Origin of the sequence: Streptomyces yunnanensis, from assembly GCF_029011865.1 — a bacterium.
GTDB classification, from domain to species: Bacteria; Actinomycetota; Actinomycetes; order Streptomycetales; family Streptomycetaceae; genus Streptomyces; species Streptomyces yunnanensis.
This window is the reverse complement of sequence record NZ_CP095749.1, coordinates 2175378-2188377: the sequence shown is the minus strand read 5'-3', so window position 1 is coordinate 2188377 and position 13000 is coordinate 2175378. Positions and strand designations below refer to the sequence as shown.

Genomic DNA, 13000 nt, shown 5'->3' with positions numbered 1-13000 from the left:
ATCGAAGCCGTCCACGTCCCGGTGGAGGAAGCGCACAGCGCTGCGGCATGCCGTTCACAGGGGTTGGAAGCGGCAGCTGCCCGGATGTTCAACGGAGACCTGTCCCGTCTCGACGGCGTAGAACCAGCCGTGCAGGCGTAGCTTCCCCGCCGCGATCCTCGTGGCGGCGAACGGGTACGAGCGTATGTTGCCCAGCTGTATCAGCGTGTGGAGCTGGGCAACGGTGTCGGGGTCCGGCCGGTCGGGATGTGCCACGCGTGCCGTACGTGCGGTCGGCGGTTCGCCTGCGGCACGTGTCCCGTGGCCGGACAGGCCGAGCCACTTCTCCAGCAGCGGCAGGAACGTCAGTTGACGCGGGTGCATCAGGCCCTGCACGGCGGCGCAGTGTGAGTGGCTGCAGACGATGATGTCGGGTACGTGCAGGGCGGTGACCGCGTACTCCAGTGTCGCGGCGACGGCACAGGCGGCCTGGGGCCGGTAGCGAGGGACGATGTTGCCTGCTGTCCGTAATTCGAACAGTTCGCCGGGTCGGGCTCCGGTGAACATGGTCGGGACCACGCGGGAGTCCGAGCACGTGATGAACAGCGCCATCGGCCGCTGGCCATGGGCCAACTTGCCCAAGTTGCCGCCCTGTTGGGTGACGCGTCGGGGAAAGCTACGGGCGTGGTCCAGGAACGCTTGCACATCGACCTCGCTTCTGGTGGACGGTCCCGCGGAAGGCGGGCTCGGCGGGCCGCCCATGGCGGCAGGCGCGGCCATGGGTGCGCGGGCAGGCCCTGCGCAGGGGGTGGCTCGACCTGGGGTCGGTATGGACGCGCGTCGGTCTGCCGCCGACGGATCACGCCACGACGTGGGTCTGCGGCCGTCCCGGTCTGGGCACAGGACGGACCGCGGCACGCCCCCTCGGGAGCGAGGGGGCGATATCGGTCTGCCGGGTGTGCGGGCGGGACTGCCGTCCAAGGCTGCTGCGCTTCGGGAAATTGCGCACCTCGCACCCGCCCTTCCAGCAACAGCCGCACCGCGGGGGAGGGGAGGAGATCGTTGAGGTCGATCCCCTGACCGGGCGTCAGCCCGCCCGCTCCCCAGCGGTTCGCAAGGAACACTTTCAGCCAGTCTGACGCCGGGTGATCAGGGTGTGAACCAAGGAAACGGCAATGGCACCCCGAGAGTTCGTTCAGGACCTTCCAGGCAATCCCCAAGAACGCAATCCCGGCGTGAAGCGGACCTGCCCCGCGCAACGTGGTCACCGCGGTCTACGGCGCGCACTCGACCGTCGGCAGATCCGGCTCGATCAGCTTCAGGACCTGTTGCACGGCGGCATCGGGGCCGTCCGCGCGGTGCACGGCGGCGACCGTGCTCTCCAGGTAGGGCGAATCGCCGTGCAGGGGACGGTAGACCACGCCCGGGATGCCCAGCGTGCGCACCTGCTCGGGGGCGAGCGCCAGGCACAGGCCGGCGGCGACGTAGCTGAGCAGCCCCGGCAGGTCGTCCGCCTGGCCGCGTGCTCGGGGCGTGAAGCCGGCCTGCGCGCAGGCGAGCGCAACCTGCTCGGCCAGTCCGGGCAGGGCGCCGGGCTTGGGCACCGCGAACTGCTCCTCGGCGAGTTCCCGCAGGTCGAGGCGTGACGTGGCGACCAGCGGATGGTGTTCGGGAAGGACCGCCACCAGCCGTTCCACGCCGATCCGCCGGACGGTCAGTCGTTCCGTGCCGGTGACGGGGAGCCGGACCAGTGCGAGGTCGAGCGTCCCGGCCTGGAGCATGTCGACCAGTTCCGCGGAGGGGTGTTGCCCCAGGTGCAGCCGCAGCTCGGGCAACTGCGCGTGGGTGCGGCGCAGCAGGCGCGGCAGGAAGTCGTAGCCGAGGCTGCTGATGAACCCGAGCCGGAGCTCGCCCTCGTGTCCGCTGGCGATCCGTCGGGCCCGGTCCACGGCGGCGGCCTGCGCTTCGAGCAGCCGCCGGGCGTCCTCGGCGAACGCGCGGCCGGCCGGGGTGAGTCGGGCTCCCCGCGGCAGGCGGTCGAACAGGGTGACGCCGAGGCCGCGCTCCAGTCGCTGGATCGCCTGGCTGAGTGGCGGCTGGCGCATGGCGAGCCGCTCGGCAGCGCGGCCGAAGTGCTGTTCCTCGGCCAACACGACGACCTGTTGGAGGATGCGCTGAGTCAATTCCATATTCCACAGCATATGTAAGCCGCAGGGAAGAAGTATTGGACGATATGGGTCGCCGAGGATTTGACTGGCTGTCAACGGACCGGTGCACGAAGCCGGCCCCGGCGGAGATCGGAGACGTGCCATGTCGACAGGACGGGAAACGGACGGTGGCGTCGGTCCACTGCACGGCGTGCGGGTGGTCGAGCTGGCCAGCGTGATCATGGGTCCGTACGCGGCCCAACAGCTCGGCGACCTGGGGGCGGACGTGATCAAGGTCGAACCGCCGACCGGTGACCTGACCCGCCACTACCCGCCGACCCGCAGCCCCGGGATGGGGGTGATCACCCTCAACCTCAACCGCAACAAGCGCAGCGTCGCCCTCGACCTCAAGGCCCCGGGCGGCCGCGACGCGCTGCTCGCCCTCCTCGCGAGCGCGGACGTCTTCCTCACCAACGTCCGCCCGCAGGCCCTGCGGCGCCTCGACCTGGCCTACGAGGACGTGGCGGCCGTCAACTCCGGCCTGGTCTACCTCAACGCCCAGGGCTTCCGCAGCGATTCCCCCCTCGGCGGGCACGCGGCCTACGACGACGTCGTGCAGGCGGCCTCCGGCCTGGTGTGGCTGAACGAACAGGTCAGCGGCGTCCCGCACTATGTGCCCACCGTGCTGGCCGACAAGATCTGCGGCCTGGTGATCGTGCAGTCGGTGCTCGCCGCGCTCCACCATCGTGACCGCACCGGCCAAGGCCAGCACGTCGAGGTCCCGATGGCCGACACCATGCTGGCCTTCAACCTCGTCGAGCACCTGGCAGCGGCGACCCTCAACCCGCCCGAGGGGCCGATCGGCTACCCGCGGGCGCTCAGCCCCCGCCGCGCGGCCTCCCGCACGGCGGACGGCTGGATGTGCATCCTGCCCTACAGCGACCGCAACTGGCGCGACTTCTTCGCCTTCGTGGGCCGCCCGGAACTGGCCGACGACCCGCGCTTCGCGTCGTACGCCGCTCGTGTGCACAACGCCGACGAACTCTACGTACTGGTCGGTGAGTTCACGACCCGGCACACCAACGCGCAATGGCAGGAGTTCTGCGACGCGACCAGCATCCCCGCCGCCCCGGTGCTGAGCCTGACGGAGGCCGCCACCAGCGCCTACGCCACCGAAGGCGGTCTGCTCCGGGAGGCCGAGCACCCCACCGAGGGCGGCTACCGCCTCATCGGCCAGCCCGTGCGCTTCTGGGCCACGCCCGCCGGCCTGCACCGGCACTGCCCGCGGGTCGGCGAGCACACCGAGGAGGTCTTCGCCGAGATCGGCCACCGGCCGCCTGCCCGAGCCACCAACAGCCACCAACAGCCACCAACACCCGTACCCGCGGACCGAATCGAGGCCCCGTGAACGAGCAAGCACCCCTGGACGAGCAGGCAGCGCCGCACGCGGGGGAACCGCTGCGCGTCGAGCACCGGCCGAACGGCGTCACCGTGCTCACCTTCGACAACCCCGACAAGCGCAATCCGATGACCGGACGGCTGACCGCACAGTGGCGGCGCGCCATGCGCTCCCTGCGCCAGGACCCCGACCTGCGCGCCGTCGTGATCACCGGCACCGGCCCCGCGTTCTGCTCGGGCGCCGACCTGGGGGAACTCGCCGACCGACACGGCCAGCCCCTGTCCGGCACCCGGGCCCAGCTGTCGGACTTCTACCGGACCTGGCTGACCGTCCGTGACCTGTCCGTCCCCACGGTGGCGGCCGTCAACGGCCACGCGGTGGGCGCCGGACTGGCGCTGGCCCTGGCCTGCGACCTGCGGTACGCCGCGGCGGAGGCGAAGCTCGGCGCGCCGTTCGTCCGACTCGGCCTGCATCCGGGCATGGCCACCACCGCCCTGCTCGCCGAGGCCGTCGGCCCGTCGAGGGCGCGGGAACTGCTGCTGACCGGGCGGCTGATCAGCGGAGCACGAGCCGCCACCATCGGCATGGTGCACGAGGCGCTGCCGGCCGACCAGGTGCTTCGGGCCGCGCTCGACGTGGCCGACGAGATCGCCGCCGCGGCCCCGCTGGCGGTCCGGCTGACCAAGAGCGGCCTGGCCCAGGGGCAGCCCACCGTCGAGCGGGCGCTGACCTGGGAGGGACTCGCCCAGCCGGTGACGACCACCACCGACGACTTCCGCGAGGGCATCCAGGCCCGCCGGGAGCGCCGCCGCCCGCACTTCACGGGCGCCTGACCACCACCGCCGACCGCACCCCCATCACTGCGCACACCCACCACTGCGCATACCCGTCACTCCGTACCCGTCACTCCGTACACCCACCATTCCGACCGAGGAGCACCCGATGTCCCTCTCCGACCTCGATCTCGGGGCCGTCCAACTTCCACCCGAAGCAACCCGGTTACGACAGGAGGTGCGCGACTTCCTCGCCACGGAACGGGCCGCCGGCACCGTCCTCGGTCGGCCCGACTCCTGGCTGACCGGCTGGGACCCCGCCTTCACCCGCCGCCTGGCCCGGCACGGCTGGATCGGCATGACCCTGCCGCGGGCGTACGGCGGAGGCGGGCGCAGCAACCTCGAACGCTATGTCGTCATCGAGGAGTTGCTGGCCGCCGGCGCCCCGGTCTCGGCCCACTGGGTCGCCGACCGGCAGGCCGGGCCCACCATCCTGCGCCACGGCACCGAGGCGCAGCGGAGCCACTTCCTGCCCCGGATCGCCGCCGGTGCCTGCTTCTTCTCGATCGGGATGAGCGAGCAGGACAGCGGGTCGGACCTGGCCTCGGTACGGACCCGGGCGGAGCGGACCGCCAGCGGCTGGCGGTTGACCGGCACCAAGATGTGGACGGGCGGCGCGCACGTCAACGACCACGCGATCGTGCTCGCCCGGACCGACGAGTCCGAGGACCGCCACGCCGGGCTGAGCCAGTTCATCGTCGACCTGCGCGATCCGCAGGTCCGGGTCGAGCCGATCCGTCTCCTCAGCGGCGAGCACACCTTCAACTACTGCCACCTGGAAGGCGTCGAGCTCACCGACGAGGCACTGCTCGGGCGCCCCGGTGACGGCTGGCGGCAGGTCACCGGCGAACTGGCCCTGGAACGCAGCGGACCCGAGCGCTTCCTGTCCACGCTGCCGCTCCTCTCCGCCCTGGTGAAGGAGTTGCAGCGGACCGGCGGGTGCAGTCCCGAGCAGCAGGCCCGGGTGGGCCGGCTCACCGCGCGCCTGGCGTCCGTCCGGCAGCTGTCGTTGGGGGTGGCGGCGGCGCTGGCGGCCGGCCGCCCCGCCGACGTGCAGGCGGCCCTGGTCAAGGACCTCGGGACCCGCTTCGAGGGCGAACTCGTCAACGAGGTCCGCGAGATCCTGCCGATCGCCGCCCGCTTCGACGCCACCCGCGGCAGTTACCCCGAACTGCTGGCCACCGCGATCCTGCACGCGCCGGGATACACGCTGCGCGGCGGCACCAACGAAATCCTGCGCGGCATCATCACCCGAGGTCTGGAGCTGTCCCGATGAGCATCGAATCGCGCGCCGAGTCCGTCGCCGAACCCCTCTCCGAACGCGCCGCCGACGCCCTGCCGCCGCTCGACACGGCCCCGACCGCCCTGGTGGCCCTGGCGCGGGAAGCCGGCTACCGCAGCACCCCGGCACCGCTCGCCGAGACGCTGCTCGTCGCACGCCCGCTGCTGGCCGCGGCCGGGCTCGCCGTCCCGGACGGCCAACTCACCGTGGCTGCCGGCCCGCTCGACGTGCGGTTCACCCACGTGGACACCGACAGCAGGGTCGGGCCGTCAGGGGCGGCAGGCACCGATGACGCCCTACGGGTCAGCGGCACGCTGCACCGGGTGCCGTGGGCCCGGGCCGTCGAAGCCGCGGTCGTGCTGACCGAGGGCCCGGGCGGCGGGCCCGTGCTCTTCCTCCTCGAAGCCACCGAGTGGCGGCGGGTGGCGGGCACCAACCTGGCGGGCGAGCCCAGGGACGACCTGGTGCTGCTCGACGTGGCCGTGCCCGCCGAGCGGGTCCGCCGCGTTCCGGCCGCGCTGGTCCGGGAGGCCGCATGGCGTTCCGGCCTGGCGCGGGCCGCCCTGATCGCCGGTGCGGCACGCCGCTGTGTCGAGCTGACGGTCGATCACACCTCCTCCCGTGTGCAGTTCGGCCGACCGCTGAGCCACTTCCAGGCCGTCAAGCAGGAGGAGGCCAAGCTCGTCGAGGAGGCGGCCCTGGTCGCCGCGGCCGTCGAGGCGGCCGCGTCCGCCCTGTCCGAGCCGGACTCCGCGGAGTTCACCGCGTGGCTCGCCGCCGCACAGGCCGCCGCCTCGGTGGCCGAGATCACCCGCATCGCCCACCAACTGCACGGCGCGATCGGTTTCACCGAACTCAGCCCGCTCCGCCTGGCCACCACCCGCATGTGGTCCTGGCGCGACGAGGACGGCGGTGAACGGGCCTGGCAGCAGAGGATCGGCCGGCACGTACTCGACGGCGAAAGCGCCGGGTTGTGGCAGCAGGTGACCGGCGGCTGACCCGCGGCCGCGTCAGGCCAACGCCTCCCGAAGCCAGGACCTTTCCGCGCGGCTGGTGGCGCGGGCGATGGTGAGCATGCCGCGGCGGTAGGGGTCGTCGGTGTCGTCGATACGCAGGGGGCGGTCGCCGTCGTGGAAGAAGCTCGCGGGCCGTTCCAGGAATTCCAGTCGGCGGCGCAGCACCGCGTGCTGCTCGGTGGTGTCGGGCAGTTGGGAGAGGAAGGCCAGGACCGTGAAGTACCGGGTGCTGTCGGTGATGTCGAGGCCGTTGGCGTCCCGCAGTCGGCGCAACAGCTCGCGGCGGCCGGTGTCGGTCAGGCTCAGGGTGTGGCGCCGGGCGGCCGAGGTGCCCGGTTCGGTCCGTCGGTCGAGCAGCCCGGCACGGACCAGTCGATTGATCGCCGGGTAGAGGCTGCCGTCGCTGACCGGCCGGGCATGGCCGGACAAGTGCGCTATCCGGTGGCGCAGTTGGTAGCCGTGCAGCGGCCCCTCGGCCAGGAATCCCAGGATGGCGAGTTCGAGCATGCTGCTACTCTCGCACATCGAAACGAGGTACCTCGAATCGATATAGGGGGCAGGGATGACGTACACCGAGGAATGGGTGACCGCACGGGCGCGCCACGCCTACGAGCACGGCCAGGCATCGTTCGCCGTACGACCCGAACGGACGGCGCTGCTGGTCATCGACATGCAGGACGAATTCGTCCGGCCAGGCTGGAGCCCCTTCTGGGTGCCCGCGGCGACCCGGATGGCGCCCCGGCTGCGGCAACTGGTCGAAGACTGCCGGGACGCCTCGGTCCCGGTGATCTGGACGATCTTCGACGACACCCATCTCGGACTGGACCGGCCACACGCCCTGCGCTTCCTCCCGCACGCCGACACCGACTGGCGCCGACCGGGCCCCGCCGAGGTCTGGGGCGGGATGGGTCGCCGCCCCGATGACGTCGTGATCCGCAAGCCGTCCTACGGGGCGTTCTACGACACCCCGCTCGACACCGTGCTGCGCAACCTCGGCCGCGACACGGTCATCGTCACGGGAACGCTCACCAACTACTGCTGCGGCACCACGGCCCGGCAGGCATACGAACGCGGCTACCAGGTCGTCTTCGGAGCCGATGTCACGGCCACCGACGACGAGTCCCGGCAGGAACCCGAACTCGCCGTTCTGCGCAAGGGCTTCGCGCTCGTCCTGTCCGCCGCGGAGATCACCGACCGACTGACCGCGGCCGCCCCGGCGCCGGACGACCGGGAGCCGGTCTGACCGAAGGGGCACGCGCCGAGGACGTCACGGCGCTGACCACCGGACACGCGAAGCGACACGCACTCCCGGTCCGTCGGCGGGCCGGCTTCGGCCCTGACCCCTCGGACGGACCCTGGCCGTGCCGACAACCCGTGCGGCCCGTGCGCCACCCGCACGCCACGGCGTGGTTGCGGGGGCGAGCGGCGGGTGGTGATCTCGGAGCTGTACGGCTCACCTGGGAGGACCGCGATGGACCGATCGTCCAGCCCGCCCCGCTACGTGGCGGCCGTACTGGCCGCGGGCGTCCTGGTGGCCACGGCAGCATGCTCGGGTGGTGGGCCGTCCGGGTCGGCGACGAAGTCGGCATCGCCGTCCGCGCAGCTCACCGGGGGCCAGGCCGAAGCGTCCCTGATCAGCCCGTCCGCTCTGGGCGCCCAGTGGAACCCCGCCGCCGGCGGCGGCACCGGACGGCAGGACGCCCTGCTGCGGAGCAAGGCCAACAAGGCCGACTGCCAGACGCTCTTGGAGCGGCTGAGGTCGGGCAACCTCATCGGAGCCACGCCCACGGCCAAGGCCACCGAGGCATTCACCGAACCGTCCAGGAACGCCAGGATGACGTACCAGGTGGCGGCGTTCTCCCAGGCCGATGCCGTCAAGGGCATGGCCTGGCTGAAGACTCTGCCGAACGTCTGCGACGGGTTCACCGCCGTGGACCCGTCGGGGAACAAGGCGATCGCACAGGTCGTCCAGACGTCGCTGCCGAAGGCCGGTGATGACCGGTTCGGCGTGCGGATGTCCATGGTCACCACCGTGCAGGGCCTCAAGACCACCCTGGCGCTCGAAGCGGCCGCCGCACGGATCGGTCCCAACGCCGTCTCCGTGACCAACGGCGGGCTCGGCGGTGCCGGCCACGCGGATACCCGGCAGGCCATCCAGAGCGGCGCGCAACGCCTCCAGAAGGTGCTCGCGGGGCAGACGCCGCAAGGCTGATCCTCCGCCCGGCGGATCAGTCAACGCGTGCTCGGCGACGGCATCGGCATCCTCGCGTCCTGAGCGCGCCGGCGAGCAGCCGTCGGGTGGGGAGGGCGTCCGGTCACCAACGGAACCGGACCCGGTCGGCATGTCAATGTCGCAATGTCAATGTCGCACATTCTTGCGGGCGCTATTGTCCGCCGCTCGGGACTATCGCGGCTCCCGATGAATGTATGGATTCTGCTGGTGCCGGCGCGACTTCGGCGGATAGCATATCGCGCGCTGCTCGCGATGGCGGTCGGTGGGATCGGCGGTGGGGGGTGAGGGTGCCGTGATTGAGCTGCGAAAATGCACCACCCGGGGCGGTCCTGCCCGAGGCGCTGAACGCGCGTTCACCTTTCCTGGCCTGCGACGCTTACGGCGTGCCCGCAATACCTGCAAACGATCACCGTAAAGCGGTCCACGCAACAGCAGTGGGCCCTTTTTCTTTTCCGTGATGTTCGCGACCAGAGTCCCCGTTCGGGGCCCGTGAAGTGGGCGTGCGACGAGACGCGGGGGGCTGCGTTTTCATGACAAGGCACATGACAAGACGCATGACAAGAGGCATGACGAGAGAAGTGTGGGGAGTGTGATGCCATGAACCGAGTCGGCAGAGACTCGCGCCGGTCGGCCGGCGGGCTCGTGGAGCCGCTGGCGCGCGTGGGGTTATCTGTTCTGTTGTTGGCGGGCGGCGCCGTGGGAGCGACGGCCGGACCCGCCGTCGCTTCAACCGCCGACGGCACGCTGACAGTTGAGGTGCTGCGCGACTTCTTCGGCACCGGCGTGATCAACACGACGATGGACGTGCCGCAGCGGGGCATGAAGGTGGAGCTCTCCGACCCCGCCGGGCACCATGTCACCGGCGTCACGGATGCCACCGGAAAGGTCGTGGTGTCGCGGTCGAAGGTGCTGAACGGCGGGCGTTACCGCGTCGACGTCAGCGTCCCGGCACCGTACAGCGACTATCTGCGGGCGGCGCCCGCGTCGACGGTGGGGAACCACTTCGACAGCTTCACGTCGTTCGTGGACGTGTCGGGCGGAAAGAACGCCTCGGTGGTGACGGGGGTGTGGAATCCGGCCGACTACACACTGCCGGACTCGCGGTATTTCGTTCCGGTCCAGAACGGCGCCAGCGGAACCGACACCCGGGCACTGGTGGCGTTCGGGACGAAGACCCGAGGCACCTGCCCCACCGGTGTGTCGTGCCCGACCACGCTGGCCACGCAGGCCCAGGTGGGCACGACGTTCGGGTTGGCGTACGACAAGTACCGGAGCCGGCTGTTCCAGAGCGCGTTCGCCCGCCGGTACGCCCCGTACGGGCCGAAGGGCGGGGGCGCGATCTATACGGTGCCGGTTGACGGCGGGGGCGCGCCCAAGCTGTTCGCGCAGGTGTCGGGCGCTGCCATGACGCCGCACGACACCGCCGACATGATCAAGGATCCCGGGTTCACCGACGCACCGGGCAAGGAGAGCATCGGTGGCCTGGCCCTGTCGGAGGACGGCGGCACGCTGTACGCGGTGAACCTGCGCACCCGCAGCCTGGTGAGCTTCGACGCAACAGGATCCACCGCCTCGGCGCCCGAGGCGACGGTGCGGATCCCGGACCCGGGGTGCGCGAGTCCCGGCGACTGGCGGCCGTTCGGCCTCGCCGCCCACGACAACACGCTGTACGTCGGCGGCGTGTGCACCGCGGAGAGCACGCAACGGCGCGCGGATCTGAAAGCCGTCGTCTACACCTACGACGGCAAGCGGTTCACCACGGTGCTGACCCACCCGCTCACCGACAAGCGCGGCACCGTCTTCACCGGTGCCGGCGACGTCGCCCAGGCCACCCACTGGAACCCGTGGAACACCACCCTGGCCACGTGGGACGAACGGAAGGTGGGCGGCGCCTTCATCGATCCGCAGCCGGAGTTCGCCTCCCTCGCCTTCGCCCGCGACGGTTCGATGATCCTGGGTTTCCGCGACCGGTTCATGGACGTCCTCAGCGCGAAGGGGCTGGACCCCCGCCCGCTGAACAACACCCCGGAACTCGGCATGTCCGGTGGTGACATCACCATGGCCTGCGCCGGTCCCAGCGGCGGATACGCCTGGGAAGGCACCGGAAACTGCCCCAACCACGCCAACCGCGCCACCGACGGCGGCCAGGGCGACGGTGTCGTCGAATACTTCCCGGGCGACTTCTTCGCCGGCGGGCACCAGGAGACCGCGCTGGGGTCGGTGGCCTACATTCCGCAGCAACAGTGGGTCGTCAGCACGGAGTTCGACCCGACCGTCAACATCGAAACCGCCGGGACCGGTTACTACGACATCACCACCGGTCAGGGCCCGGGCAACGCTCCGACCGCCAACGCGTACCAGTTCATCGGTCAGGAACAGAACGGGTTCGGCAAGGCCGGCGGGCTCGGTGACATCGCGTACGCGGCGGCGAACGCGCCGATCCAGATCGGCAACCTCGTGTGGTTCGACGGCGACCACAACGGGATCCAGGACCCGGCGGAGGTGCTGCTGCCGGGGGCGACCATCAACCTGCTGGACGCGGGCGGCAAGCAGGTCGCCACGACCAGGACCGATGCCGCCGGCGAGTACTACTTCGGCGGTGTCGGCGCCGCGTACCAGCTCACGCCGGGTGCGAAGTACACGGTGCAGTTCGACGTGTGTACCGCGGACACCGGCAAGGTGCCCGGCCGGCCCGCGGCGAGCGAGTTGCGGTTCACGCTCCCGCGAGCCGGTGCCAACCGTGCACACGACTCCAATGTGACGCCGCCGACCACCGGTCGGTTGTGCAACGGCTACGCGCCGGTCACGGCGCCGGACAAGCCGGGCGGCGTCGACCACACGATCGACGCCGGGGTGTACATCCCGAAGGCAACCCCCACACCGACTCCGACCCCAACACCGACTCCGACCCCAACACCGACTCCGACCTCGCCGCCGGCCTCCACGCCGCCGTCACCCGTGTCGCCCGCCAGCCCGGCCCCGGCCGGCGGCGGCACGGGTTCGCTGGCGCACACCGGTACGTCCGGGCTGCCGAAGATGATGGGCCTCGCCGGTCTGCTGGTGAGTGCGGGCCTGGTCATCGCGTTCCTGAGCCGGCAGCGTCGCGCCCAGAAACACTGAAACGAACCGAACAACAGTGATCTGCCCGCCCGCGATCCGCAGGGCGCGGGCGGACAGATCACGTCTCGGCCGGTCCACGAGAGCCGGCCCTGGCGTCGTCCGCCACCGGACTGCCGGGTGTCGCCGCAACCGCACGCCGGCCGACCAGTGGGGTGAGGGAGAGGGGAAAGCAGAAGAGTGTCAGCGTCGAGCCGCGTGCGGAGCGCGAGAATCCGGCAAGCTCCACCGCGCCGTGCGGCCGACCGGCGCCGATGGCTGCGGCCACGCTGGGCGGCAGCCGTCATCGGCACGGCGGCCGTCGCGGCGGCCGCGTTCCTGGTCGCCGGCGGCGGCTCCGGCCCCAGCGGTCCGCGCGCACTGACCTCGGACGAGGCGAACCGGCTGGCGATCACCCGGTTCCGCAACTACGAGGCGCGCGGCCGCGCGGTGACGATCACCGTGCCAGGCACCGCCGGCGGGCTGATCGTCACCGGGTCCGTCGACTACCGGGACAAAGCCGGTTACGGCGTGGTGCACGGCACCGGGCGCGACACCTCCAGCGACGGGTTGATCGAGTGGACGGCTACCTCGGTGTTCGTCCACCCGATGGCGAACGCCCCCGCGCACCCGCCCGCGTCGCCGCCCCGCTCGGGCTGGTACGGCCGTCCGCTGCAGTCGTCCGGCAGCTCGCTGGACAGTTCGTTGGCCATCGCGCTCCGGCTCGGCAGCGACCGGCCGGACAACGCCGAACTGCTGCCGCAGAACGGCGCCGCCTGGTGGGGACGGGACGAGGTGGACGGGCATCGGGTGGACGTCATGACCGGGCCGTCCTCCCGCGACCGCTCCGGTACCGCCGGCAGCGTGCGCTACTGGGTCGGCTCGGACGGCACCATGCACCGGGTCCGTGTCGACGTGGGGTCCGCGTCGCAGCCGGTGGTCATCGATTTCGACACCCAGAAGTACGTTCCGGTCAAGGCGGTGCCCAAAGTCGCCCCGACGCGGTAGCCGCTGT

11 protein-coding genes are annotated in these 13000 nt (G+C 71.3%); 8 read left to right on the top strand and 3 right to left on the bottom strand.

From position 1 onward, the window contains the following. Positions 1-54: 54 nt before the first annotated feature. Together MOV08_RS09660 and MOV08_RS09655 are read right to left on the bottom strand one after the other, a co-directional pair. Positions 55-684: a carbonic anhydrase gene (locus MOV08_RS09660; protein ID WP_039631072.1), complete on the bottom strand. Its 630-nt coding sequence runs from the start codon at positions 682-684 to the stop codon at positions 55-57. 569 nt (positions 685-1253) lie between these two features. After that, positions 1254-2168: a LysR family transcriptional regulator gene (locus MOV08_RS09655; RefSeq protein ID WP_275307049.1), complete on the bottom strand. Its 915-nt coding sequence runs from the start codon at positions 2166-2168 to the stop codon at positions 1254-1256. Between the two features lie 121 nt (positions 2169-2289). Here MOV08_RS09655 and MOV08_RS09650 point away from each other — a divergent pair, with 121 nt between their 5' ends. From MOV08_RS09650 to MOV08_RS09635, 4 genes are all read left to right on the top strand, one after another. Further along, the gene (locus MOV08_RS09650) at positions 2290-3534 is read left to right on the top strand and encodes a CaiB/BaiF CoA transferase family protein (protein ID WP_039631068.1); all 1245 of its coding nucleotides are present in this window, start codon (positions 2290-2292) and stop codon (positions 3532-3534) included. Further along, positions 3531-4358, top strand: a complete 828-nt coding sequence (locus tag MOV08_RS09645) for an enoyl-CoA hydratase/isomerase family protein (protein WP_275307047.1) — start codon at positions 3531-3533, stop codon at positions 4356-4358. Before MOV08_RS09650 ends, MOV08_RS09645 begins: the two co-directional genes overlap by 4 nt. 109 nt (positions 4359-4467) lie before the next feature. Next, on the top strand, positions 4468-5634 hold the full coding sequence (locus tag MOV08_RS09640; protein ID WP_275307046.1) for an acyl-CoA dehydrogenase family protein: 1167 nt from the start codon (positions 4468-4470) through the stop codon (positions 5632-5634). Further along, positions 5631-6638, top strand: coding sequence for an acyl-CoA dehydrogenase family protein (locus MOV08_RS09635; RefSeq protein ID WP_275307044.1), 1008 nt, complete (start codon positions 5631-5633; stop codon positions 6636-6638). Before MOV08_RS09640 ends, MOV08_RS09635 begins: the two co-directional genes overlap by 4 nt. Before the next feature lie 12 nt (positions 6639-6650). Here the strand turns inward: MOV08_RS09635 and MOV08_RS09630 are convergent, their stop codons facing one another. Then, positions 6651-7163 (bottom strand): PadR family transcriptional regulator, encoded by a 513-nt coding sequence (locus tag MOV08_RS09630; RefSeq protein WP_275307043.1) that lies wholly within the window; start codon positions 7161-7163, stop codon positions 6651-6653. A gap of 55 nt (positions 7164-7218) precedes the next feature. Here MOV08_RS09630 and MOV08_RS09625 point away from each other — a divergent pair, with 55 nt between their 5' ends. The 4 genes from MOV08_RS09625 to MOV08_RS09610 all read left to right on the top strand — a co-directional run bounded on the left by MOV08_RS09625 (position 7219) and on the right by MOV08_RS09610 (position 12993). Further along, the gene (locus tag MOV08_RS09625; protein ID WP_275307042.1) at positions 7219-7899 is read left to right on the top strand and encodes a cysteine hydrolase family protein; all 681 of its coding nucleotides are present in this window, start codon (positions 7219-7221) and stop codon (positions 7897-7899) included. A gap of 228 nt (positions 7900-8127) precedes the next feature. Further along, positions 8128-8868, top strand: a complete 741-nt coding sequence (locus MOV08_RS09620) for a hypothetical protein (protein WP_275307040.1) — start codon at positions 8128-8130, stop codon at positions 8866-8868. Between the two features lie 618 nt (positions 8869-9486). After that, positions 9487-12009 (top strand): SdrD B-like domain-containing protein, encoded by a 2523-nt coding sequence (locus MOV08_RS09615; RefSeq protein ID WP_275307039.1) that lies wholly within the window; start codon positions 9487-9489, stop codon positions 12007-12009. Positions 12010-12291: 282 nt separating this feature from the next. After that, positions 12292-12993 (top strand): hypothetical protein, encoded by a 702-nt coding sequence (locus MOV08_RS09610; protein ID WP_275311740.1) that lies wholly within the window; start codon positions 12292-12294, stop codon positions 12991-12993. Positions 12994-13000: the final 7 nt, after the last annotated feature.